This window comes from Acaryochloris marina S15, assembly GCF_018336915.1.
In the GTDB taxonomy this organism is placed as follows: Bacteria; Cyanobacteriota; Cyanobacteriia; order Thermosynechococcales; family Thermosynechococcaceae; genus Acaryochloris; species Acaryochloris marina_A.
Genome location: NZ_CP064923.1, coordinates 4,002,769 through 4,024,706, shown reverse-complemented (window position 1 = coordinate 4,024,706; position 21,938 = coordinate 4,002,769). Strand labels below are relative to the sequence as shown.

Annotated in this window: 25 protein-coding genes; 19 read left to right on the top strand and 6 right to left on the bottom strand. The window is 48.9% G+C overall.

The features are described 5' to 3' along the window. Window positions 1–122 precede the first annotated feature (122 nt). From I1H34_RS18470 to I1H34_RS18435, 8 genes are all read left to right on the top strand, one after another. The gene (locus tag I1H34_RS18470) at window positions 123–1,064 is read left to right on the top strand and encodes a DNA-directed RNA polymerase subunit alpha (RefSeq protein WP_010480579.1); all 942 of its coding nucleotides are present in this window, start codon (window positions 123–125) and stop codon (window positions 1,062–1,064) included. 11 nt (window positions 1,065–1,075) lie between these two features. Continuing rightward, window positions 1,076–1,426 (top strand): 50S ribosomal protein L17, encoded by a 351-nt coding sequence (gene rplQ / locus I1H34_RS18465; protein ID WP_212662455.1) that lies wholly within the window; start codon window positions 1,076–1,078, stop codon window positions 1,424–1,426. 19 nt (window positions 1,427–1,445) lie between these two features. Beyond that, window positions 1,446–2,324 carry a tRNA pseudouridine(38-40) synthase TruA gene (truA, locus tag I1H34_RS18460; RefSeq protein ID WP_212662454.1) on the top strand — a complete coding sequence of 293 codons (879 nt, stop codon included), beginning with the start codon at window positions 1,446–1,448 and terminating at the stop codon, window positions 2,322–2,324. Window positions 2,325–2,356: 32 nt separating this feature from the next. Further along, window positions 2,357–2,812 carry a 50S ribosomal protein L13 gene (gene rplM / locus I1H34_RS18455; protein ID WP_212662452.1) on the top strand — a complete coding sequence of 152 codons (456 nt, stop codon included), beginning with the start codon at window positions 2,357–2,359 and terminating at the stop codon, window positions 2,810–2,812. Further along, window positions 2,812–3,225, top strand: a complete 414-nt coding sequence (rpsI, locus tag I1H34_RS18450; protein WP_212662451.1) for a 30S ribosomal protein S9 — start codon at window positions 2,812–2,814, stop codon at window positions 3,223–3,225. The genes rplM and rpsI overlap by 1 nt, the downstream gene beginning before the upstream one ends. Window positions 3,226–3,270: 45 nt before the next feature. After that, the gene (gene rpmE, locus I1H34_RS18445) at window positions 3,271–3,528 is read left to right on the top strand and encodes a 50S ribosomal protein L31 (protein ID WP_212662450.1); all 258 of its coding nucleotides are present in this window, start codon (window positions 3,271–3,273) and stop codon (window positions 3,526–3,528) included. 54 nt (window positions 3,529–3,582) lie between these two features. After that, window positions 3,583–4,674 carry a peptide chain release factor 1 gene (gene prfA, locus I1H34_RS18440; RefSeq protein WP_212662449.1) on the top strand — a complete coding sequence of 364 codons (1,092 nt, stop codon included), beginning with the start codon at window positions 3,583–3,585 and terminating at the stop codon, window positions 4,672–4,674. A gap of 125 nt (window positions 4,675–4,799) precedes the next feature. Next, window positions 4,800–5,342: a L,D-transpeptidase gene (locus I1H34_RS18435; protein ID WP_212662448.1), complete on the top strand. Its 543-nt coding sequence runs from the start codon at window positions 4,800–4,802 to the stop codon at window positions 5,340–5,342. Between the two features lie 60 nt (window positions 5,343–5,402). On the opposite strand, the gene thrC is transcribed toward I1H34_RS18435, so the two are convergent. After that, complete coding sequence (thrC, locus tag I1H34_RS18430) at window positions 5,403–6,761, bottom strand: threonine synthase (protein WP_212662447.1); 1,359 nt, start codon at window positions 6,759–6,761, stop codon at window positions 5,403–5,405. A 417-nt stretch (window positions 6,762–7,178) separates the two neighbouring features. Between thrC and I1H34_RS18425 the strand changes: the two genes are divergently transcribed. The 6 genes from I1H34_RS18425 (at window position 7,179) to I1H34_RS18400 (ending at window position 13,302) form a co-directional block, all read left to right on the top strand. Beyond that, entirely contained in the window at window positions 7,179–7,994 is an 816-nt protein-coding gene (locus I1H34_RS18425; protein WP_212662446.1) for an SDR family NAD(P)-dependent oxidoreductase, read from the top strand. Window positions 7,995–7,998: 4 nt separating this feature from the next. Then, window positions 7,999–9,507 carry an AMP-binding protein gene (locus I1H34_RS18420; protein ID WP_212662445.1) on the top strand — a complete coding sequence of 503 codons (1,509 nt, stop codon included), beginning with the start codon at window positions 7,999–8,001 and terminating at the stop codon, window positions 9,505–9,507. Window positions 9,508–9,586: 79 nt separating this feature from the next. After that, the gene (locus I1H34_RS18415) at window positions 9,587–9,892 is read left to right on the top strand and encodes a DUF3352 domain-containing protein (protein WP_249369382.1); all 306 of its coding nucleotides are present in this window, start codon (window positions 9,587–9,589) and stop codon (window positions 9,890–9,892) included. 87 nt (window positions 9,893–9,979) lie between these two features. Then, window positions 9,980–11,224 carry an ISL3 family transposase gene (locus tag I1H34_RS18410; RefSeq protein WP_212662444.1) on the top strand — a complete coding sequence of 415 codons (1,245 nt, stop codon included), beginning with the start codon at window positions 9,980–9,982 and terminating at the stop codon, window positions 11,222–11,224. A gap of 89 nt (window positions 11,225–11,313) precedes the next feature. Then, a complete protein-coding gene (locus I1H34_RS18405) occupies window positions 11,314–12,636 on the top strand; it encodes a DUF3352 domain-containing protein (RefSeq protein WP_249369380.1) in 1,323 nt (440 codons plus the stop codon). An 84-nt stretch (window positions 12,637–12,720) separates the two neighbouring features. Further along, on the top strand, window positions 12,721–13,302 hold the full coding sequence (locus tag I1H34_RS18400) for a pentapeptide repeat-containing protein (RefSeq protein ID WP_212662443.1): 582 nt from the start codon (window positions 12,721–12,723) through the stop codon (window positions 13,300–13,302). Between the two features lie 288 nt (window positions 13,303–13,590). Here I1H34_RS18400 and I1H34_RS18395 read toward each other — a convergent pair whose 3' ends face one another. Further along, window positions 13,591–14,019 carry a type II toxin-antitoxin system VapC family toxin gene (locus tag I1H34_RS18395; RefSeq protein WP_212662442.1) on the bottom strand — a complete coding sequence of 143 codons (429 nt, stop codon included), beginning with the start codon at window positions 14,017–14,019 and terminating at the stop codon, window positions 13,591–13,593. After that, the gene (locus I1H34_RS18390) at window positions 14,019–14,270 is read right to left on the bottom strand and encodes a type II toxin-antitoxin system Phd/YefM family antitoxin (protein WP_212662441.1); all 252 of its coding nucleotides are present in this window, start codon (window positions 14,268–14,270) and stop codon (window positions 14,019–14,021) included. Before I1H34_RS18390 ends, I1H34_RS18395 begins: the two co-directional genes overlap by 1 nt. 64 nt (window positions 14,271–14,334) lie before the next feature. Here I1H34_RS18390 and I1H34_RS18385 point away from each other — a divergent pair, with 64 nt between their 5' ends. After that, complete coding sequence (locus I1H34_RS18385) at window positions 14,335–14,841, top strand: DUF3352 domain-containing protein (RefSeq protein ID WP_249369378.1); 507 nt, start codon at window positions 14,335–14,337, stop codon at window positions 14,839–14,841. Window positions 14,842–14,925: 84 nt separating this feature from the next. Here the strand turns inward: I1H34_RS18385 and I1H34_RS18380 are convergent, their stop codons facing one another. After that, a complete protein-coding gene (locus I1H34_RS18380; RefSeq protein WP_212662440.1) occupies window positions 14,926–15,426 on the bottom strand; it encodes a toll/interleukin-1 receptor domain-containing protein in 501 nt (166 codons plus the stop codon). Continuing rightward, entirely contained in the window at window positions 15,426–17,795 is a 2,370-nt protein-coding gene (locus I1H34_RS18375; RefSeq protein WP_212662439.1) for a leucine-rich repeat domain-containing protein, read from the bottom strand. The genes I1H34_RS18380 and I1H34_RS18375 overlap by 1 nt, the downstream gene beginning before the upstream one ends. A gap of 332 nt (window positions 17,796–18,127) precedes the next feature. Between I1H34_RS18375 and I1H34_RS18370 the strand changes: the two genes are divergently transcribed. From I1H34_RS18370 to I1H34_RS18360, 3 genes are all read left to right on the top strand, one after another. Next, window positions 18,128–18,535, top strand: a complete 408-nt coding sequence (locus tag I1H34_RS18370) for a VOC family protein (RefSeq protein ID WP_212662438.1) — start codon at window positions 18,128–18,130, stop codon at window positions 18,533–18,535. Between the two features lie 34 nt (window positions 18,536–18,569). Next, complete coding sequence (locus tag I1H34_RS18365; RefSeq protein WP_212662437.1) at window positions 18,570–19,535, top strand: pyridoxamine 5'-phosphate oxidase family protein; 966 nt, start codon at window positions 18,570–18,572, stop codon at window positions 19,533–19,535. Between the two features lie 180 nt (window positions 19,536–19,715). Then, complete coding sequence (locus I1H34_RS18360; RefSeq protein WP_212662436.1) at window positions 19,716–20,300, top strand: TetR/AcrR family transcriptional regulator; 585 nt, start codon at window positions 19,716–19,718, stop codon at window positions 20,298–20,300. A 120-nt stretch (window positions 20,301–20,420) separates the two neighbouring features. Here I1H34_RS18360 and I1H34_RS18355 read toward each other — a convergent pair whose 3' ends face one another. Continuing rightward, window positions 20,421–20,801 (bottom strand): hypothetical protein, encoded by a 381-nt coding sequence (locus I1H34_RS18355; RefSeq protein WP_212662435.1) that lies wholly within the window; start codon window positions 20,799–20,801, stop codon window positions 20,421–20,423. A gap of 250 nt (window positions 20,802–21,051) precedes the next feature. On the opposite strand from I1H34_RS18355, the gene I1H34_RS18350 reads away from it, so the two are divergent. Continuing rightward, the gene (locus I1H34_RS18350) at window positions 21,052–21,927 is read left to right on the top strand and encodes a PD-(D/E)XK nuclease domain-containing protein (protein WP_212662434.1); all 876 of its coding nucleotides are present in this window, start codon (window positions 21,052–21,054) and stop codon (window positions 21,925–21,927) included. Window positions 21,928–21,938 lie beyond the last annotated feature (11 nt).

Here is a 21,938-nt window from a genome sequence, read left to right as displayed (position 1 = left end):
AAGTTAAACACTTTGCTTTTGCTGACCTCAAGCTAAAGCTGACTTTTAAAAACTTTTTTCTCACTCCACAGGTTCAGAGAACCTACCTACATTTCGAGCACAGCAACAAGGGAGGGATTTTCGTGGCGCAATTTCAGGTTGAATGTCTGGAAACTACAGTTGAAGAGGATTTTAGCCAGTATAGCAGGTTTATTCTGGAGCCCTTGGATCGAGGGCAAGGCACGACAGTTGGAAATGCTCTTAGACGAGTTTTACTCGCAAATCTGAGAGGAACTGCGGTCACAGCTGTTCGTATTGCTGGCGTGAACCATGAATTTGCAACCATCCCTGGGGTGCGTGAGGATGTCCTCGACATTCTGCTAAACATGAAGCAGGTTGTCCTTAGGAGCCATACCAACGATCCTCAGATTGGCCGCTTATTTGTTCAAGGTCCAGCGACTGTAACGACCGATGACTTTGAGTTACCCACTGAAGTTGAGATTGTGAATCCAACTCAGTATGTAGCCACTCTATCTTCGGATGCCACCTTAGAGATGGAGTTTAGAATCGAGCAGGGTAAGGGATACCATGCGGTGGGTAAGAACCGAGATGAAGCCGCAGCCCTCGACTTTCTCGAGATTGATGCGATTTACATGCCTGTTCGTCGGGTCAACTATGAAGTAGAAGATGCTCGGGTCGGTGGAGCCTTAGAAAAGGATCGACTGATTCTGGATATCTGGACTAATGGCAATCTAACGCCCCAGGAATCTTTAAGTCAGGCAGCTACTATCTTGGTTGATCTGTTCAATCCCCTCAAAGATGCCACCTTTAATGTGGTTGAGGATATTGAACTGGAGGAAGAGGATGAGACCAATCAAATTCCGATTGAAGGTCTAAATCTTTCTGTCCGGGCCTACAACTGCCTCAAGCGGGCTCAAATTAATAGTGTTGCCGATCTTCTGGAGTATTCCCAAGAAGATCTCCTAGAAATCAAGAACTTTGGAGCTAAGTCTGCAGATGAAGTAATCGCAGCTCTCCAAGATCATCTGGGTATCACTATGCCGACTGAAAAATCGAAAAGTTAAGGTTAATTTCCATGCGTCATCGTTGTCGAGTTCACATGTTAGGCAAACCTGCCGATCAACGTAAGGCTCTTCTCAGATCCTTGTCTACTCAGCTTATTCGCCATGGTCGAGTGAAGACTACTAAGGCTCGAGCCAAAGCCGTGCGGTCCCAAGTTGAGAAGATGATCACCTTGGCTAAGGATGGGTCATTGTCCTCTCGTCGTCAGGCTTTGGGATACATCTATGACAAGCAATTGGTTCATGCCTTGTTTGACCAGGTGCCGGACCGTTATGGCGATCGCAACGGTGGATACACTCGGATTATCCGCACGATCCGTCGGCGAGGCGACAATGCTGAAATGGCGATTATCGAACTCACCTAAGGATTAAACCGCCTCGGTTATGCCATTGCCATCCCCAACATCCCAACGAGTTGCCCTGGTTATTCAGTACCTGGGCACTCATTTTCATGGTTGGCAGCGGCAGGCTCAACATCGGAGTGTGCAGGCTGAGATCGAAGATACCCTGGCCGACATTGTTCAGTATCCTGTCACCTTATATGGTGCGGGCAGGACTGACTCAGGGGTGCATGCTGCGGCTCAAGTGGCCCATTTTGATATCGATTCTACGATTCCGGCCCATAAGTGGGCGAGTGTGTTAAATTCTCGTTTGCCCCAGGATATTGTGATTCGGGGATCAGCCTTGGTACCCTCGGATTGGCATGCTCGGTTCTCTGCAACTTGGCGGCGGTATCGGTACACTTTATACACTGATCCTTGCCCAAATCTGTTTTTGCGCCCCTATAGCTGGCATTATTATTACCAGCCCTTAAATGTGCAGTGGATGCAAGCTGCCCTGGATCCTCTGGTTGGCCATCATCATCTGGCTGCCTTTCATCGTACGAATTCTGGCCGCCCCCATTCCTGGGTGGATGTGCATGAAGCGACTTGTATACAGCGGCCAACTGTCGAAGCTAAAGACAGCAGCCCTGTGGTTCAGATTGAAGTACAGGCAAGTGGCTTCCTTTATGGAATGATGCGTCTGCTTGTAGGCTTGTTGGTTCAGGTGGGACGGGGGTTACGCTCTCCAGATAGCTTTACGGAGCTGTGGCAAGCTGAGCGGCGTGATCAGGTGAAATATTCTGCTCCAGCCAAAGGGCTTTGCCTATTGCGAGTGGGATATCCTGAATTTCCCTTTTCTCCTGACGTTTGGTTTGATACCTTTCCGCATTTGATGATGTCAAGTGTGCCCTCTGAATATTGCTGGAATCCAGCGTCCTAAACCCTCTTCCTGTTTTGAAATAGATAACTCTCATGGAAAAAACCTACTTACCCACCGTATCGACCGCTGACAAGAAGTGGTATGTCGTTGATGCTGAAAATCAGCGGCTAGGGCGTCTGGCAACCCAGATTGCAATGATTTTGCGGGGCAAGAATAAGCCTACTTACACCCCATTTATGAATACCGGCGACTTTGTGATTGTGATCAATGCCGAAAAGGTGACCGTGACCGGGAATAAGGGTGAACAGAAGCTCTATCGCCGTCATTCTGGCCGACCCGGTGGCATGAAGACTGAAACTTTCGACCATCTACAGCAGCGAATTCCCGAGCGCATTATCGAGAAAGCAGTCAAAGGAATGTTGCCTAAAAATTCATTAGGTCGTCAGTTGTTCAGAAGCCTCAAAGTGTATGCGGGTCCTGATCATCCCCATGCCGCCCAAAACCCCGAAATTCTATCTATTCAGACCATCCCAGGAGCTAAATCATAATGCAAGCCACTGATCAATCTAACGCCGTCGCTTACCGAGGCACGGGCCGTCGTAAATCCTCTATTGTTCGGGTCAGACTGGTTCCTGGCAGTGGCGTGATGACCATTAATGGCAAGCCTGGGGATTTGTACTTGCAATTTAACCCCAGCTACATTGCCAGTGCGAAAGCACCTCTAGAATCCCTAGGGTTAGAGAATGATTACGATGTGTTGGTCAATGCCCATGGTGGTGGTTTGACGGGACAAGCCGATGCCATTAAGTTGGGTGTCGCTCGGGCCTTGTGTGAACTTGATCCCGACAACCGGAAGCCCTTGAAGCTGGAAGGCTATTTAACCCGAGATCCAAGAGCGAAAGAACGTAAGAAGTATGGCTTACGCAAGGCTCGTAAGGCTCCTCAATACTCCAAGCGTTAATTGGCTGGATCACAATACATAGACATTTAGATTAGAGATATACCGATGGCAAAACCTGATATTCATCCCAAGTGGTACCCCGAAGCCAAAGTCTATTGCGATGGGAAAATCGTGATGACAGTGGGGTCAACCCAAGAAGAGCTTCATGTTGATGTTTGGTCTGGGAATCACCCTTTCTTTACGGGTACCCAGAAGATTATTGACACCGAAGGTCGGGTGGAACGCTTTATGCGCAAGTACGGTATGGATGAAAGCCAGGGTGCAGGCGGTAAAGGCAGCTCTAAGAAAAAAGACGAGAAGTAGGACAGCTAAACCTGAGCTTCCCCTTCTTCTTGTCCTTTCGCCTAGTACCGATCCATGGCCGAAGCCTATCTGCTTGAAAAGCTGAAATCAGTTGAGCAAACGTTCCATGAGTTGACTCGCCGCCTCGGTGACCCGGAGGTGGCCACGAATCCGGCTGAGTTTCAGGAAGTAGCCAAAGCCCGAGCGTCTTTGGAAGAAACGGTCAATACCTTTGAGGACTGGAAGGCCACTCAGCAGGAATTGACGGATACTCAGCAGATGGCAAAGGACAGTGCTGAAGATCCAGAGCTGAAAGAGATGGCGGCGATGGAAGCCGCTGAGCTGAGTGAAAAACTGGACTCTCTGGAAAATCACCTCAAGGTTCTACTGCTACCTCGTGATCCCAATGATGAGAAAAACATCATGTTGGAGATTAGAGCGGGTGCTGGCGGCGATGAAGCCAGTATTTGGGCTGGGGATTTATTCCGTATTTACTCAAAGTATGCGGAAACTCAAAAGTGGCGGGTCAAGTTGCTGAGTGAATCCGGCGGAGAAATGGGGGGCTTCAAGGAAGCGATTCTGGAAATTCAAGGCGATCGCGTTTATAGCAAGCTCAAATATGAAGCTGGCGTGCATCGGGTGCAGCGAGTGCCAGCTACTGAAACCTCTGGGCGGGTGCATACCTCTACCGCAACAGTGGCGGTCATGCCAGAAGTTGATGACGTTGAAATTGAGATCGACGCGAAAGATATTGAGATGTCGACGGCCCGATCCGGTGGTGCGGGTGGACAAAACGTGAATAAGGTGGAGACGGCGGTTGATCTGGTCCACAAACCGACAGGAATTCGGATCTTCTGTACGGAAGAGCGATCTCAACTGCAAAACAAAGAGCGGGCCATGCAAATTCTGCGAGCTAAGCTCTATGAACTGGAACTGCAAGAGCAGCAAGCCTCGGTGACCTCTATGCGTCGGTCCCAGGTGGGCACGGGGGCCAGATCTGAAAAAATTCGCACCTATAATTACAAAGATAATCGCGCTACGGATCATCGTCTCAATCAAAACTTTGCCCTAGAAAAGGTGCTTGTGGGTGATATTGAGCTGATTTTAGAGACCTGTATCGCTCAAGATCAGCAGGCTCAGTTAGCAGAGCTAGCAGCAGCAATTTAAGCCTGCGCGATACCCCATTTCGATGGGGAAATCTAAAGGTGGGGAACAGAATCGGTCTTTTTCTATTCGCTAGAATAGAATAGCCATTCTAAAACCTGGCTTGCTAAAGATAACTGATCTGAATCATGCGCCATCCTTCGATAAAACTGATTGCCCTGAGCTTGGTGGCAGGTGCTCTAACCCTTGGCCAACCGGTACGAGCTGCAGAAGAAATTGCGATCGCACCGCCGTTACCGGGCCTCGACAATGTGACGGATCATTTGCCCCCCGCCGTTGACCCCATGCGGTTAGAGCTGAATTTGTCCAAGCGGCGGGTGACGGTATATCAGCATGACCAAGCCGTGAAGTCGTATCCCGTTGCCATCGGACGAGCGGGTTGGGCAACCCCGGCGGGTGAGTTTGAAGTTAAAACGAAATATCGGAATCCACCGTGGCTCCACCCCTTCAAAGGATATGTGATTCCAGGAGGAGATCCTGAAAACCCCCTCGGTCGTCGTTGGATGGGATTTTGGACCGACGGCAATAACTGGATTGGTTTTCATGGAACGCCCAATCGCGATTCTGTTGGCAGATCTGCCTCTCACGGTTGTGTCCGCATGTATGACGAAGACATCGAAGAGATGTTTGAACTCGTCGCCGTAGGAACGCCCGTAAAGGTAATTCGCTAACGGAGCTAATCAATTTTCTGAACGTTAACCCTGCCCATAAAGGGCAGGGTTTGTGCTTTTTTAACCTAGCCGTTTTTCAATTTCAGCTTTGACTGCATCCGCACTAGCAGGCAGGTGAACGGCAGGGTTTGCATGTTGGCTGTTGACATCTGCCAGGGTCGATTCATGGTAGCCGACTTTGAAGTCGGTAAACTTCAAACCATGGGCCGTGCTAATCACCACGGTTTTATCACTGGATTTGATATCACCCCGTTTGATCAGCTTAGTGAGTACAGCTAGGGCAACACCCGTATGGGGACAGGTGAACATCCCTGTTAAATCAGCCGTAGCAGAAGCGGCGGCCAATTCATCTTCCGTGGCCTGTTCGACAATACCGTTGGTTTCCTTGATCGCAGTGACGGCTTTTTCATAGCTGACTGGGTCACCAATCCTGATGGCGTTGGCTAAGGTGTCTTGGGCTGTCACGCTAATCTTCTCTTTGAATCCATTTTTAAAGGACTCATAAAAAGGATTAGCTTTCTGGGTTTGGGCGGCGACGAGTCTGGGCATGCGGGTGATCATGCCTAGGTCCATCATTAACTTGAAGCCCTTATAGAGAGCGCTGATGTTGCCCAGGTTGCCGACTGGAATCACGATCCAGTCGGGGACTTGCCAATTAAACTGGCGAATAATTTCGATGCCAACGGTTTTTTGTCCTTCGATGCGCAGGCTATTCATCGAATTGGCGAGATAAATGGAGTTGTCTTGGGTGACCTCTTTAACGATTTTCATGCAACCGTCAAAGTCTGTGTCGAGGGCCAAGACATGAGCGCCATTACAGACGGGTTGGATCAGTTGAGCCGTACTGACTTTACCCGCAGGCAAGAAAATCACGGCAGGAATGCCTGCATAGGCAGCATAGGCAGCTAGGGCAGCGCTGGTGTCGCCAGTACTGGCGCAGGCCACGGCTTTGACCGAACTGCCTTGGGCCATCATTTGTTTGACAACGCTGACCAATACGGTCATGCCTAGGTCTTTGAAGCTGCCCGTATGGCTGTTGCCGCAGAGTTTAATCCACAAGTCGGGGAGGCCCAGCTGTTTCCCTAAGCGTTCAGCCCAAAATAAGTTGGTGTTGCCCTCGAACATGCTGACAACGTTTTCGTCAGCTAATGAAGGAACCACCCACTCCCGCATGCCCCAGACACCACTCCCGTAAGGCCAGATGGAGGTGCTGGCTCGCGAGCTGAGTAGTTGCTGCCATTGGAGGGCATTTCGCTTTTTCAGAGGTTCCCGCTCATGATGCACCTCTAGCAAGCTGCCACAGATGGGACAGGTATAGATGACGTCGAAAATGGAGTGCTTGCCAGGGCAGCCGGCAATACAGCGAAAATAAGTCGTCAGTTTATCGGTATCGGGTTTGGAGTCTAGGGCTAGCGACATGGGTGTTCCTGGAGGTGGGTTCATCACTTGAGATTATTTTATAGCTGTATTGGAAGGCTATGGACGGCTGTTTTTCTGTTCGTGCAATTCAATGATTCCAGAAAAAGTGATAGCCAGAGGCTGAAATGGATAGGTTAGAAGCCGATCAGTTCCCAGAAGACAGGTTCTGTCAGCACCATTGCAGAGTTAGATTGTGGCCAATCCATCTTTCGCCCGATCTAGAGTAGGGGCTATTTATTTTCCTGATAATCGATGGTCCCTGGGTGAATGACTTAAGGTAGTATGCCCCTGTATCGCTGGTGACTTGAGAAGGCTATGAAGATTATGTGGGCCGAAACAGGAGTGGACCCTCAATCTACCCCAGTTACTGCCATCTGGTTCCCCGCAGACTATGGGTGTTTGGGCTAAGGCAATGTCATGGATCTATTATTCTTTCCTTTTCTCAGGGGTGATCTGCGTAGACTCGAAGGGTTGCTGGCAGGAAAAACGGTCCTGATTACCGGAGCGAGTTATGGAATCGGGGAATGTTTGGCCTTACGCTTAGCTTTGCCCAGGACTCAGTTAATTCTGGTGGCGCGTACTGAAGAGAAACTATTGGCTGTTCAGGCCCAGGTGGAGGCTCGTGGTGGACAGGCCGATATTTTTTCCTGTGACCTGAGACAGCCTACCGAAGTTGAAGCGTTGCTGGAGCAGCTTCCCAAGGGCATTGATATTCTGGTGAACAATGCTGGAAAATCGATTCGGCGATCCCTGTTTGACTCCCTAGATCGGTTCCATGACTTTACCCGGACCATGAACTTGAACTACTTTGGTCCCGTCCAGTTAATGCTGGCCTTGACGCCGACCCTGGTGGCTCAGCGGGGTCATATGATTAATATCTCGGCAATCAATGTGCTGCTCCTGCCTACTCCTCAATGGGCGGCTTACCAAGCCTCAAAAACGGCCTTTGACCAATGGTTTCGCTGTGCTGCCCCTGAGCTGAATGCCCAAGGGGTGAAGACCACGTCTATCTATTTACCTTTGGTGCGAACTCGGATGATTGCGCCGACGAAAGCTTATCAAAATATGCCTGCGTTGAGTCCTGATCAGGTGGCAAAGCTCATTTGTAAAGCAATGATTTCTCGTCCTCGCACCATTGCCCCTTGGTGGTTGATGATGGGGCAACTGGCGTCTGTCCTGCTGCGATGGCTGGGAGAAGTGATTTGGAGTGGGGTGATGAGGCGGAGACGATAAAGCCATGATTTTTACTCTGCTGAGAAAACTATATCGGACTCGTTTGCTAACCTTTGTCGGTTTGTATCGTTTACTCGAAGCGATTTTGACCACAGGGGTTAACTTAATGGCTTTGTTGCGGATTGCGGCTAAGCTTCATCCTGATCGGATTGCCGTGATTGATGACCAGGAAGAATTAACCTATGCAAAGCTATGGCAGCAGGCAGAAGCCGTTGCGGTTGGATTGCAGAGGGAATGTGGGATTCAGCCTCGGCAGAGGGTTGCGATCGCATCTCGAAACCATGCAGCTGCTATCAAAGCTATCTTTGCTGTCTCTCGGTTAGGGGCGGATGTTTTTCTGGTCAATCCCGAGATGAGTGCGGATCAGATACGGGCCATGGAACATCAGCTGCAGTTTGACTATTACATTCATGATCCAGAAATTTCCCCACTGATAGAGGATCTCTCTCTAGGCCATAAAGCCATTCCCACCTATCATCCCTCCGGCCATTCTATAGATCAGATGGCGGTGACGCCTCAGGCAACGACGACCCCGCTGCGGAAGGTGAAAACAGGGAAGGTGGTGGTGATGACGGGGGGCACGACAGGCCAACCTAAACCGGCCAGCCGTAAACCCTCCCTATTTGATTTCCTTCCTCCATTTATTGCCCTGCTGGCTCAGGTCCATTTGGATCGATATCGAACGGTGTATATTGCGACGCCTATTTATCATGGCTTTGGGCTGGCCGCCCTTCTAATTGGGGTGACCCTGGGGGCACAACAGTATTTCACGCGACGATTTGATGCGGGTCGGGCCTGTGACCTGATTGCACAGGAGAAGATTGAGGTGATTACCCTGGTGCCGTTGATGCTGCAGCGGATGCTCAACCATAATGCCCAGGCGTTGTCTTCCCTCCAGCGAATTTTGACGGGAGGGGCTGCCCTGCGACCAGCGTTGGCCCAAGCTACCTTAGAGCAGCTCGGTCCAGTTTTGTTTAACCTGTACGGTACTTCTGAAGCTGGTTTTTGTATCTTGGCGGATCCTGAGTTACTGCAGCGGCAACCAGAGTCCATTGGCTTGCCAATTACCGGGGTTCAAGTCCAGATTCAGCGGGATGGACCGTCGCTAAAAGGGCAGCTTTGTATCCGCAGTGCCTGGTCTGCGGGGGCCAAGGGGTGGATCGAAACGGGAGATTTGGCCTATCGAGCTGGGGAAGGGACTATTTTTTTATGTGGTCGGGTGGATGACATGATTGTGTCTGGGGGTGAGAATGTCTATCCCCTGGAACTGGAAAATGTGCTGCTCCAACATCCAGGGATTGAGGCGGCGGTGGTCTTGGGGATTCCTGATCCAGAATTTGGACAGCGATTAAAAGCGATTGTTATCCCCAAGCCTGATGAGGGATTAGATCAAGCAACGGTATTGGCATGGCTAAAGCCGCGTGTGGCTCGCTACCAAATGCCTGCTGTGATTGAGTTTCGTCAAGCGCTTCCCTACACGTCTTTGGGTAAGTTGAACCGCAAAGCTTTGTGATGCCTTTATCCATTGGCAAAACGGTTCATTGCCATAAAGCAAGCTAGAATCTGTACGTTGTGAATCTGGTGGGGCAATCATGGCTAAACATTGGAAGTACATTATTCCAGGTGTGATTGCAGGTACCCTTGCTGTTGGTGGTGTGGCAGCCTACCTGTATCTCAAGGTGATTCCAGCGCAGCAGGGGACCAGTACGTTAGCGATCGCAAAAATAGTACCCGATGAAGCATGGATGACGGCCTCTATTAACCTCGATTTTGACGCCTGGCAGAAGCTGGAGCAGTTTGGGACACCAGAGGCTCAGAAACTCTATAGAGAGGGCCTAGACGCCTTGATCAAGGAACTGGATCAGGAGTTAGCTGAAGATAATTTGGCTCTCCGGTAATTAGCGTGGTGACACCCTACATATAGTGTTTATTCCTTAGTCATCCCTATGGAATGATCTGAGGAGGTACTTCAGAACGAGAGTGTCATGGATAACTCAATTCGCATTCCCCTCAACCTTCCCGATGTTCAAGTTCTAGAGCTATCGAAGACGGAACGAGGGGATTGGCTGATCAAAATTGAGAGTACTCTGCAAGGAACAACCTGCCACAAATGTGGACATGAGATTACTGACCTTCATTGCCATGATCAGGCTCTTCGAATTCGTCACTTGCCATTGTTCGAAGTACCAGTGTATTTAGAAATTCGGCCCAAGCGCTATCGATGCGGGTATTGCGATGACCATCCCACAACAACTCAACGCTTAGAATGGCATGAACCTCGTAGTCCCAATACAAAAGCTTATGAGCATTGGCTTCTGCGTATCCTGATCAACTCAACGGTCTCAGATGTTGCTAGAAAACTAGGCGTTAGTGAAGGTGTCGTCAGTGGCATTATTGATCGCTGGATTGCCTGTCCAGTTGACTGGAGCGAATATTTAGACCTCAAAGTCATCGGGATTGACGAGATTTCTCTGAAAAGAGGCCACCGTGATTTTGTAGTTTTGATCACGATTCCTACCACAGGCGGAGTCGACATATTGGCAGTTCTGGCTGACCGTAAACAACAGACCGTTGCAAATTTCCTTCAATCGATTCCCCTTCATTTACGCCAAACCATTGAGCGGGTTTGTACTGATATGTATCAAGGATTTGTCAGTGCAGTCCGTGAACAACTCCCTCAAACAAAAGTTGTCATTGACCGCTTTCATGTGGCCAAAGCCTATCGTAATTGCGCCGATACAGTTCGTAAACGGGAGGTCAAACGTCTACGCCAAGAACTCTCTAAGCAAGATTATGACAGTATCAAAGGTGCGATGTGGGCCTTTCGAAAACGGCCTGAGAATCTCCAGGAGTCAGAACAACAGTTGCTTGAGCGAGTGTTTGCTTATTCTCCTGAGATGAAGCAGGCCTACAAACTCCGAGAGGAATTGACACAGATATTTGAGGGTAGGTACACCAAAAACGGAGCTAAATGTGCCATCCGGGCTTGGTGTAAACGAGTCCTCAAAAGTGACATCAAGGATTTTGAGAGTTTCCTGACCACTGTCAACAATTGGATGGATGAGATGACCAACTATTTTCTGGAGGGATGGACCAGTGGCTTTGTCGAAGGATTTAACAACCGAGTTAAGGTCCTAAAAAGACGATGCTACGGTATTTTCGATATTGAAAGGCTCTTCCAAAGGATTTCGCTTGACCTCAATGGGTATCAGACTTTTGCCTTGACCTAAACACTATATCTAGCGGCTACCACGCTAATTCCCAGAGAGCCGATAATTTGAGCTATAGTAAAGACCTTAAACCCTGGCTGGGGAAAGCCATGATGGCATTTTTGCCAGCAGAGAAGTCAGGCGGGACACCTGGATTTATGGTGGTGATTGGCATCAAGGACAAACTCGCGGCCTCAGATTTCTATAACAAGGTGAAAAAAGAGGATGGCTTAAAAATCCAAGAAACCAAGCAGTATAAAGGGGTGGAGATTGTCAAAATAGGGGCTGATAAATCAGACAAACCCGGATATGTCGCTATTCTGGAGAACCACCTGGCGGCATCGGATCAAGTCGCTACGGTCAAAAAAGCCATTGATGCATCGAAAGGGGCTCCTTCTTTAGGGACGACTGGAGAGTCGGCTAAAGCCTTTCAGTCCCTAAAATTAGAAAATTCAGTGACCCAGTTCCATCTTCTGGACTATGCCGAAGTCATTGAGCAACTGGATATTTTGGATGAAGCAGATACGCCTGAGATACCACCAGAACTTAAAGATCAGCTCAAGAAGGTGAAATCAGTTTCCATGGGCATGGGAATTGACGATCAGGGGATTCGCTTCAGAAGTGTAACTCAAGTCGATCCACAGCTTTGGAAAGGACAATTTGACCCAATTCCCGGCAAGATCATCTCTCGCTTCCCTGCCAACACGTGGCTGTCTGCTAATGGGGGAAATATCAAGAAACAGTGGCCGCTTTTTGTAGACCAGTTCTCGGGTATTCCTGAATTTGCCTCTGCCATCGATGCGATGCGCATTTATGTGCGTCAAACCACTCGACTGGATTTGGAGCGAGACATTTTTAGCTGGATGGATGGTGAGGTGGGTTTTGCCCTAATTCCCAGTAAGGAAGGCATTCTCGAACCCGTTGGCTTTGGGGGAGCGCTGGTGTTTGATACGAGCGATCGCAAAAAAGCTACCGCCACATTCGCGAAGCTGGATACCTTTGCCAAGCAAAATAAAATAGAGATTACCAACAGCAAAATTGGCAAGGTTAAGGTCACCCATTGGCAAATCCCATCCGTGGGAAAGAACATCATTGGGCGGGGGTGGTTGGATGACAACACGGTGTTTGTGACCTTTGGTCAACCCATTACTCAAGTCATGGCGAATCGACCCGAAAAGACTCTTGATAAGAGCGATAATTTCCAATCTGTGACAGAATCTTTACCCCAAGACTCAGGTTACTTCTACATCAATATGGAAGAAGTAAATCGTCTGCTGTTTAGTTATCCAGAGGTGGCGAACAACAGTGAGTTTAATACGCCAGAGGTGAAAGCTATTCTTAACTCGATCCAAGGGATTGGTATGGCGAATGCCCAAACGGATTCATCCACCTTGACCAGTGAGTTTTTGTTGGCCTTAAAGCCTAAGCAATAACCAGAAAAATCAATTTTTGCTTCTAATGGCACTAAAGAATCTGAGATATGCCTTGTAGGATAAGACTCAATAGATTTCACGGCTATGGACAGCAATGAATTTATAGAAAGATATGCTGATGGGCATAGAGACTTTAGTGGCGAATTTCTTGAAGGGCTAGTATTGAGCAGGCTACTAATTCAGAATGTAGATCTAAATGGTGCCATTCTAAATAATTCGGAAATTGTTAAATCAGATATTAGAGGAGTAGATTTTCGTGGTTCGATGTTGCAGAATTCAAGATTCTATAAAACTGACATCTCTAAGTGTGATTTTACTGATGCTGACTTGAGAGGATCAAATTTCAATCAAGTTCATTTCAAGGAGACGATATTTGATCATGCTAACTTAAGTGAATCAAGCTTTACAGAAGCTTTAATCTCTAGATCCAGTCTTAGATTTACCCAGCTTAAAAGGCTTTTGTGTTGGAGGCTAAAGCTCAGAGAGGTTGACTTAAGTCAAAGTGTAATTGACTATTCTAAGCTCTATATTTATGAAATGGATCAAGTAAAAGTCGAGAATTTAAGCGCAATAGATATTGAGCTGAATGATGGTATTAGTTTTGATGAAATTATTGAAGAAGATGGTGAGGTTATGAGTTACGTCTTCGAAGAACTGCTTGACTAAAAAAATGGTTGAGTATGAGATGTTTGACCTCAATGAATTTTATAGCTACAGGCATATCGACGATTGAGAAGAATTAAGTTGATTGTCTGAATTGTAATGATTTGAGAGACGTTCTACATCGAGAAGGTGATTAAAGAGAGACGTATAATCCCAGACACGCTCTAGAGATTTCCAATATGTCGCTAGATGCTTGCGACTAAGGTTAACTCACATCTTGATAAATGAATTAATGAAAGCAATTGACCGCCACGTTTGCCAAGCTGGATACCTATGCCAAGCCGAATGGCTCTACCCACGACCAAACTCCCAAGGATTAATAATCTCCACCCCAGTCCGTTCAAAGTCACTGACATTTCGAGTTACCAGCGTCAAACCATGCACCAGTGCCGTAGCCGCAATCAGCGCATCGTAAGCAGGCATCGGATCCGGGACATGGAGCCTCGCGCAACGCAGCGCGACTTGGGAATGAATGGGCAAGATACGCTCTGCATAGTTATCTAGCACATGATCATTAAACCACTGTCGGAGTAGCGCCCCCTGCTTAGCATCACGCCGTTCCGTCAGCAGCACTCCCCGTTCAATCTCAAAGATCGAGATGACTGAAATATAGGATTGCTCCCCCGGCGTCTTCCTGGCCCACAGTTCCACCTGGGGATGAGCATTCTTTGAACCCACCTTCCGCAGTTCCGATACAACATTCGTATCGAGCAAAAACATTAAGCCAGATCCACTTGTCTTAACGTCATATTTTTATCTCGCGCAGACTCAAACTCAACCTCAGCAGCATCAGGCATCGCCAATAAATCGGCGACAGAGTCAGCAGATTGAACAAGCCTGTAATACTGCTCTACCGTCAATAACACATGGGCCAGTGCCCCCCGATCCGTGATAAAGACAGGTCCATCCTCCGCTGCCCGTTTAGCCTTACCCACATCTTGATTAAACTCACGACTAGAAAAGGTATTCACTTGATTCACCCAATGTAGAGATGTACCTACATTATATGCATTGCTTACTTATTTCTCGAAAATCATGAAGGTAGTCAAATTAGGAGATAGAACATGCGATCGCAAAAAAGCTACCGCCACATTCGCGAAGCTGGATACCTTTGCCAAGCAAAATAAAATAGAGATTACCAACAGCAAAATTGGCAAGGTTAAGGTCACCCATTGGCATATCCCATCCGTGGGAAAGAACATCATTGGGCGGGGGTGGTTGGATGACAACACTATGTTTATCACCGTGGGCCAACCCATTACTCAAGTCATGGCAAATCGCCCTCAAAAGACCCTGGATAAGAGCGATAATTTCCAATCTGTGACGCAATCTTTACCCCGTGACACAGGTTATTTCTACGTCAATATGGAAGAGGCGAATCGCCTATTGTTTAGTTATCCTGACGTGGCGAAGAGTGAGTTTAATACGCCAGAGGTGAAGGCAATTCTGAACTCAATTAAAGGGATTGGCATGGTGAATGTCCAAACGGATTCATCCACGTTGACCAGTGAGTTTTTATTGGCTTTAAAGCCTAAGCAATAGCAGGTAAGTCTTGCATTCGCGTCAACTAAAGTGTGAGATATGTCTTCTATTAAGTCGAGGATCTAAGGGATACGATGCAGCATATCAATGCTTTGCCTTTACTTTATTGATTGCATCTTGCAGGCCTTTACGGATCGGTTGGTGTGCATCTTGGTAGTGTCCGCCGTCTTTTTCATAGTTTCGCCAGCATTTATTCCAGGCGGGTAATGGGTTAAACGCATTCAATTCTGGACAGTCATCCTTCAAGTTCATGTCGTAGAGCAGAATTGGCACGATCACCACCTTACCTTTTTGCTCTTGAGCCAGTGCATGCTTCAGTTCAATATCCATGATGTAATCCGAATCCAAGAACTCGTAGCTCACCAAACAGACAAACACATCCATCCGCTCCAGTGCCGTTTGAATTTCATCATGCCAACGGTCGCCGGCTCGCAGTTCCTGATCGTGCCAAACATGAGCGATGTTAGCCGATGGATTTCGGAACTTTAGCAGCGGGCGGAGCTTTTGGAACCATGCCGCGTTTATATGAGAATAGCTGACGAACAACTTAACTGGACCAGGACCAAGGAGATTGAGCTGGCGCATTAGTCCACCTCCTCTTGGTCATCTTCTATCGGTAACTTACCTTCGCGCTCTAGTCTACGGCGGGGAATCCAATCTCCCTCGTCTTCCCACTGTTCAACGGCATGCAGGTCTTTATATTCGGCAAAGAGTTCCTGCAACGTGACGCGGATCATCGTGAGTAATTCGTTGCGATCCTCCCTATCGCCCACAGCTGTAATGCGAATCCAGCGTTCATCTTGAGTGGTCCAGACTCGGGCATGGGCTTCGCCGTATTGGAGGATGGCCCCACGTCGCCAGCGGCGTTCACCGTCGATTAGGGAGAATGTTCGGACTAACAACTTTGGCAAGAGTGGTCCCGGCACTACCGCGAATTCGTAGCGCAGTCGTGTGCGGTCTTCGGCATCTGGCTCCTCGCAGTTCGGGGGTGGTTCGAGTGACAGTAACGTAGGGACCAGTAACGTCTGACCAGTCTCGTCGACTGGGAATGCGAGCTGGAACAGGTTCATCAGTTGCAGCAGAAAGGGCCACTTCTCCTGGGGATAATCGGCTGCGTTGAGCATCTGCAACTGATGAGAACCCTCGTAGATGGGGCCGAGCTGATTGGCCGTTAGTTCGGCATTCGGCGCAAATGGCTGTTCGTGATGGGCATCATTGGCACGCAGCAAGGCATAGATGCCGTTGGCCAGCCAGTCGGGACGCAATACCGTGGTGTTGTGGAGACGCTCATCCTCGACATAGTTGATGGCGATACCCAGATCGTTCAGCCATGCAGCCAACGTTTCCTGCTGTTGGAGATCCTGCTCGCCCAGTTCGTTGCAAAGTTGCTGATACTCGGTAAAATTGAGGTACGGCTCTCTCATGCTTTCCAACCTTTCTTTGATCGTCCACCATTTAGCGGGGAATCGATCACGGACCTCTTGCATGCCGTTGGCCGCTTCGGTTAACGCTGTGCGCAAGTTTTCGACCGTATCGTCAAACCCCTCTGAGCATTCGGTGGAAACCCAGGCCAGAATTGGGCCGTAGTTGTGTTCTAACGATTCCCGGTCCATCTCGCGGGACCGACCCTTATTTTTGTTCACAGCAATAACAACCGGAGCTTTCCCGGCATAGCTACGGATAAGCTGTAGCCAGTAAGCAGCATCGCGTTCGGCCATGTCTTCGCGTTCGCCGAGCACCAATAGATATAGACTGCGGGCTGTGAGAAAGAACTCGTGCATGGCATGCAGCACATGCTGGCCGCCAAAGTCCCATACCCGAGCTGTTACTGGCCCGTCATGACAGGCTAATTCCAATGGACTGATGTTGATTCCATGGGTCTCGCTTTCCGCCAGATCGAGGGGCTGTCGATTGAGGCGTTTGACCAAACTGGTCTTTCCCGCCCCGCCCCGCCCGACGATTAGGAGTTTTAATTCGCGGAGGGCAGAGCCGCGATCACCCTGTGTAGAGAAGTAGTAGTTGAGGATTTCTTGCGCAGAATCTTCCCATTGTTCTGCAATCTCGCTCGGAATGCTGAGGTCAGCATTCCCTCGCAAGTCCAATCCTAAAAGTTGTTCCAAGTGCTTCAGTGACACTGGCAGCGTTGTCAGTTGGTTATTTTCAAGGTACAGCACCTGTAACTGTGAGAGCTGGCCCATCGACTCCGGCAGCGTTGTCAGCTGGTTGCTGTCGAGGTACAGCACCTGCAACTGTGAGAGCTGGCCCAACCACTCCGGCAGCGTTGTCAGCTGGTTGCTGGAGAGGTTCAACTCCTGCAACTGTGAGAGCTGGCCCATCGACTCCGGCAGCGTTGTCAGCTGGTTGCTGGAGAGGTACAGCTCCTGCAACTGTGAGAGCTGGCCCAACCACTCCGGCAGCGTTGTCAGCTGGTTGCTGTCGAGGTACAGCACCTGCAACTGTGAGAGCTGGCCCAACCACTCCGGCAGCGTTGTCAGCTGGTTGCTGTCGAGGTACAGCACCTGCAACTGTGAGAGCTGGCCCAACCACTCCGGCAGCGTTGTCAGCTGGTTGCTGTCGAGGTACAGCACCTGCAACTGTGAGAGCTGGCCCAACCACTCCGGCAGCGTTGTCAGCTGGTTGCTGTCGAGGTACAGCACCTGCAACTGTGAGAGCTGGCCCAACCACTCCGGCAGCGTTGTCAGCTGGTTGCTGGAGAGTTTCAACTCCTGCAACTGTGAGAGCTGGCCCATCGACTCCGGCAGCGTTGTCAGCTGGTTGCTGGAGAGGTTCAACTCCTGCAACTGTGAGAGCTGGCCCATCGACTCCGGCAACTCGGTGAGTTTCTCTGAGTCATTAGCGAACCAACTACATTCCAGATTGAGTGTGGTTGCTCCAGTCCGAAGTGCTTCTGCGATTTTGCGTTCAGCCTCTTGATATGGCTTGTCTTGTGCCATGGTCAGTATTCCTATGCCCCACCTTGTTGAATGATTTTCACCGAATACTGATGTTTAGCAGTTTTTGATAACGGGCAACCGAATCGATAGTGCAGGAAATGTACTGTTAAACTCCTTGGCAACAACTGGTTCGTTCTCCAGATATCTATAGAAAAACGGCCTTTCTTTTCTAGCCTTTAATATTTGCTAAAACGCCCTAGCAAAGAATTTACCATAAAAATCTTATTGATTGAGTTGATAATATACAGACCTGTCTGTATAGTTAAGATAACTAAAAAAATTAGTTTCCATCTTCTAAACACATACCTCTAATTACTATTAAGGAATCCACCATGACTAACTCCGCAGTCACTCAAGGCGCTCATCATATTGGATTAACAGTTCCCGACCTCCAACAGACTCGGGCATTCTTTATTGACACTCTTGGATTCAAGCAAGTCGGTGAAAAACCGGATTACCCTGCTGTATTTGTTTCCGATGGCACGATTATGATTACTCTGTGGCAAGCCGTGAATCCAGAACAAGCCACCCCTTTTGATCGCAAAAATGTGATTGGCTTACATCACTTTGCCCTCAAGATGGAAAGCCTGACCGAGTTAAAGGAATTGCATCAAACTCTGACTCAAACCCCTGGCGTTGAAATTGAGTTTGCCCCCGAGTCCCTAGGCGGTTCGCCCCTGCACCATATGATGTGCTACATCCCCGGCGGCATTCGGATGGAATTGATTGCGGCGGGTTAATGGATTTTTAGAGTGAATTGAAGAGGTCATTCCTATGTCAGGTTGGACAAGAGAAACATCTCCCTTTCATGCGGGAGAACAGGCGGTTCAAGAACGGTATGGGATTCGCGATCGCATGGAAAAACAAGGACGCCGGATCATCCGCGACTTCCTACCAGAACAGCATCGAACCTTTTATCCGCAGCTCCCCTTCCTGCTTGTGGGTAGCGTTGATCAGGTGGGGCGTCCTTGGGCTTCGATTGTGGCTGGACAACCCGGTTTTATCTCCTCCCCAGATCCGCAAACCCTGAGCATTCAAGCTCAACCCATCGCGGGAGATCCACTTCAACAAAACCTAAACATCGGCGCTGATGTGGGGTTATTAGGGATAGAACTACCCACCCGACGACGCAATCGGATGAATGGGGTGATTCAACAGATCACCCCGGCAGGATTTGTGGTGGAGGTGAAACAAACCTTTGGTAACTGTCCCCAATACATCCAGACCCGCGACGTGCAGTTTATACCTGAACAAGCGAACCCAGCTGCATTAACTGCCGTTGACGCCTTGGATTCAGATCTTCAAGCTTTCGTTGAATCGGCTGATACCTTCTTTATTGCCACGCGCTATGCTGACAGCACGTCTAACCTGGCCCATGGCGTTGATGTCTCCCATCGAGGCGGTAAGCCTGGGTTTATCCGGGTAGATGATGCCAAGACCCTGACTTTCCCAGACTTTGCGGGCAATTTAGCCTTCAATACTATCGGTAACCTAATTCTCGATCCACGGGTCGGACTCCTATTTCCCAACTTTCAAACGAGAGATTTACTGACCTTGACTGGCAAGGCCGACGTGATTTGGGATGGTGACGATCTGCAGTCTTTTGCAGGCGCAGAGCGACTGATTCAAATTAAACTGGAAGCTGGCTTTTTACTGAAATCTGCCTTACCCTTTCAGGCTGACTTTCAAGAGTATTCTCCCTTTCTGCAAAAAACAGGAAGCTGGCCAAAGACCGTCTAGTAGCCTGAACCGCGATGCCACTCGATCCGTCTCCATGGATCACCTCGCGAGGTGTCGACCATGATCCACCTCTACCTGGCGGAAAAAACCGGAAAATGATTACCCACCAATAGGGATAGTTAAACGTCTGGCTCTTAACCAGATGATAAGCTGAAGCCGATTACCCCTTCTTCTTTGTCTATGCCCACTACCAAGCCCCCTCGGAAACCTGTTCGTGACCGTATTCTAGAGACGGCCTGCGAACTGTTTTACCGTGAGGGCATTCAAAATGTTGGCATCGACCGGATTATTGCTGAGTCCGGAGTGGCAAAGATGTCTCTCTATAACCATTTCAAGTCCAAAGATGCCTTAATCGAAGCGTTTTTGCGTCAGCGAGATCAGCAGTGGCGAGACAGGTTTGTTACTCGCGTTGAAGAACGAAGTGCTGACCCCAAGCAGCGACTCCTGATCGTGTTTGATGTCTTGCAAGAATGGTTTGAAAGCCCTGATTTCCGGGGCTGTGCATTTATCAATGCCACGGTTGAATTAGCCAATCCCCATCATCCCGGTTGCCAAGCGGCTTTAGACCATCAACTCTCGGTCTATCAATATATCTTTGATTTAGTTGAAGCTGAGGGACTAGAACCTGCCGAACCGGTCGCCCGACAGTTGTTGCTGCTGGTCCAAGGTGCCATCGTGATTGCCATGATGCAAGACCGTCCCCAAGCCGCCGCTGAAGCAAAAAGTGCCGCCATCACATTACTGGATAGCGTGACGAATCAGTAAGCAAGTTTTCAGTTGCTTTGCGCCCATCTGCCGAGTGTGAACTGGGCGGAGCTATCTGCGACTAGGGACTATCACTTGTCTGAGGTGATATTTGGAATGGTCAACGACAGTGGCGTTTATCTAGGTTGAATAGGACTGTTGGTACCACTGGGTGATATCTTCTAGAGCCAATTCATGGATCGAGACTTGGTAATGTTTTGCGATCGCACCCAAGGGCTTCAGGGATGAGGTCACCAGATGACTAAACCAATCCATAAAGTCGGCATCCACATGTTGACCGTCTTGCAGCTGCGTATCTTTAGACACCCACTCATGGATTTGTTCAGACTGTAGGGATTCAATGGGAGTTTGCAGTTTTTCGCTGAGTTGTTGCAAGTATCGCCAGCAGTAAACCGTCAGTCGAATCGAAAACCGCTCTCGTGTGGGGAGGAGCGTTTGGTCGATTTGGGTATTTTCTTCGAGGGTGAGCAGGCCACTCAAGGACTGGGGAAGTTCTGCCATTGTTTAGGTATGGAAACTTGTAGGTGTGAAAACAAATTTTAGGTGCAATAAATGCAAGATTTATTCTTGGCTACTTTTGGTGATGTAGTAGACGGGGTTAAAGAAGGTTAATGCTTTAGCTTACAGGTATAAGCTGAGAGAAGAAAGAAAGCAATTTCCTGCAAGCCTAAAGCTAATCCTCCAAGAACCGGATTTATCATCTGCTATCCGTATGATTAGTAGTTATCCATCTGACCTAAACGAATAATCCATGCCGTCAGTTCATATCTCAACCGCCGTCTGCGCTGTCGTTGCCGAAGTATTTGAGAACGCCGGCTCTCATGCGACGCTGGATGCGCTATTCAAAGCCGTTGGCGCGCCGGGCGATCCACCAGAAGGCGCACATCATGCTAAGTGGAAGACGTGGCTGGTTCGTATGGCAAACGACCCAGAGGTTGATGCCCTAAAAATATTTGGAAACCTGCTCTCGGAATTCATGGATTTACAACCCAAAGAATCTGAGGAGCTTGATACTTGGCGAGCGAAGCGAGAGCGAATAGTTACTGTGCTTGAAGAGAACGGTTTTCGCTACTACCGAGGCGGTCGTGTTTTACCTGTTGGTGAAATACCTCCATCCGAAACATCAGGAACACAAGTTCCAGCAATCAACACATCTTCTACGGTTGAAGAAACGCTGCAAGTCTTGGTTCGCGGGCTACCACGCGCAATGTACCCACTCTCTCATCGCCGAATAAACGCTCAATCACTAACATTCAATTCGGAGTATGACATCCAAGACTTGCTGCATTCACTTATGCGGCCTTGGGTTGCTGACATTCGCCCAGAAGAATTCACACCCAGCTACGGCGGTTCTAGCACTCGAATGGACTTTCTATTGCCAGCTTATAGATTGGTTATCGAAACGAAACGCGTTCGTGACAAAGCTCATGCTGGCAGGGTTGGTGATGAGCTTATAATTGACATCGAACATTACAGACGTCATTCCGATTGTGAACGCCTTTGGTGTGTCATTTATGATCCGTCACAATTGATCCAGAATCCGGCGGGACTAATTGCCGATCTCGAAGGTGAAAGGTACACACCCGATGGCTCGGTCATTGTGCGCGTGTTTGTATTAGGCGGCTAACTGGTACTCCA

Bases quoted from the DNA above. Each gene is read 5' to 3' on its own strand.
- I1H34_RS18405 (WP_249369380.1), top strand. From the start codon at position 11,314: ATGATGGCATTTTTGCCAGCAGAGAAGTCAGGCGGGACACCTGGATTT.
- truA (WP_212662454.1), top strand. From the start codon at position 1,446: ATGCCATTGCCATCCCCAACATCCCAACGAGTTGCCCTGGTTATTCAG.
- I1H34_RS18435 (WP_212662448.1), top strand. From the start codon at position 4,800: ATGCGCCATCCTTCGATAAAACTGATTGCCCTGAGCTTGGTGGCAGGT.
- I1H34_RS18395 (WP_212662442.1), bottom strand. From the start codon at position 14,019: ATGTTTTTGCTCGATACGAATGTTGTATCGGAACTGCGGAAGGTGGGT.
- I1H34_RS18375 (WP_212662439.1), bottom strand. From the start codon at position 17,795: ATGGCACAAGACAAGCCATATCAAGAGGCTGAACGCAAAATCGCAGAA.
- I1H34_RS18400 (WP_212662443.1), top strand. From the start codon at position 12,721: ATGGACAGCAATGAATTTATAGAAAGATATGCTGATGGGCATAGAGAC.
- I1H34_RS18385 (WP_249369378.1), top strand. From the start codon at position 14,335: ATGAAGGTAGTCAAATTAGGAGATAGAACATGCGATCGCAAAAAAGCT.
- thrC (WP_212662447.1), bottom strand. From the start codon at position 6,761: ATGTCGCTAGCCCTAGACTCCAAACCCGATACCGATAAACTGACGACT.
- I1H34_RS18365 (WP_212662437.1), top strand. From the start codon at position 18,570: ATGTCAGGTTGGACAAGAGAAACATCTCCCTTTCATGCGGGAGAACAG.
- I1H34_RS18415 (WP_249369382.1), top strand. From the start codon at position 9,587: ATGGCTAAACATTGGAAGTACATTATTCCAGGTGTGATTGCAGGTACC.
- I1H34_RS18360 (WP_212662436.1), top strand. From the start codon at position 19,716: ATGCCCACTACCAAGCCCCCTCGGAAACCTGTTCGTGACCGTATTCTA.
- I1H34_RS18370 (WP_212662438.1), top strand. From the start codon at position 18,128: ATGACTAACTCCGCAGTCACTCAAGGCGCTCATCATATTGGATTAACA.
- prfA (WP_212662449.1), top strand. From the start codon at position 3,583: ATGGCCGAAGCCTATCTGCTTGAAAAGCTGAAATCAGTTGAGCAAACG.
- rplQ (WP_212662455.1), top strand. From the start codon at position 1,076: ATGCGTCATCGTTGTCGAGTTCACATGTTAGGCAAACCTGCCGATCAA.
- I1H34_RS18420 (WP_212662445.1), top strand. From the start codon at position 7,999: ATGATTTTTACTCTGCTGAGAAAACTATATCGGACTCGTTTGCTAACC.
- I1H34_RS18350 (WP_212662434.1), top strand. From the start codon at position 21,052: ATGCCGTCAGTTCATATCTCAACCGCCGTCTGCGCTGTCGTTGCCGAA.
- rpsI (WP_212662451.1), top strand. From the start codon at position 2,812: ATGCAAGCCACTGATCAATCTAACGCCGTCGCTTACCGAGGCACGGGC.
- I1H34_RS18355 (WP_212662435.1), bottom strand. From the start codon at position 20,801: ATGGCAGAACTTCCCCAGTCCTTGAGTGGCCTGCTCACCCTCGAAGAA.
- I1H34_RS18410 (WP_212662444.1), top strand. From the start codon at position 9,980: ATGGATAACTCAATTCGCATTCCCCTCAACCTTCCCGATGTTCAAGTT.
- rpmE (WP_212662450.1), top strand. From the start codon at position 3,271: ATGGCAAAACCTGATATTCATCCCAAGTGGTACCCCGAAGCCAAAGTC.
- I1H34_RS18380 (WP_212662440.1), bottom strand. From the start codon at position 15,426: ATGCGCCAGCTCAATCTCCTTGGTCCTGGTCCAGTTAAGTTGTTCGTC.
- I1H34_RS18425 (WP_212662446.1), top strand. From the start codon at position 7,179: ATGGATCTATTATTCTTTCCTTTTCTCAGGGGTGATCTGCGTAGACTC.
- rplM (WP_212662452.1), top strand. From the start codon at position 2,357: ATGGAAAAAACCTACTTACCCACCGTATCGACCGCTGACAAGAAGTGG.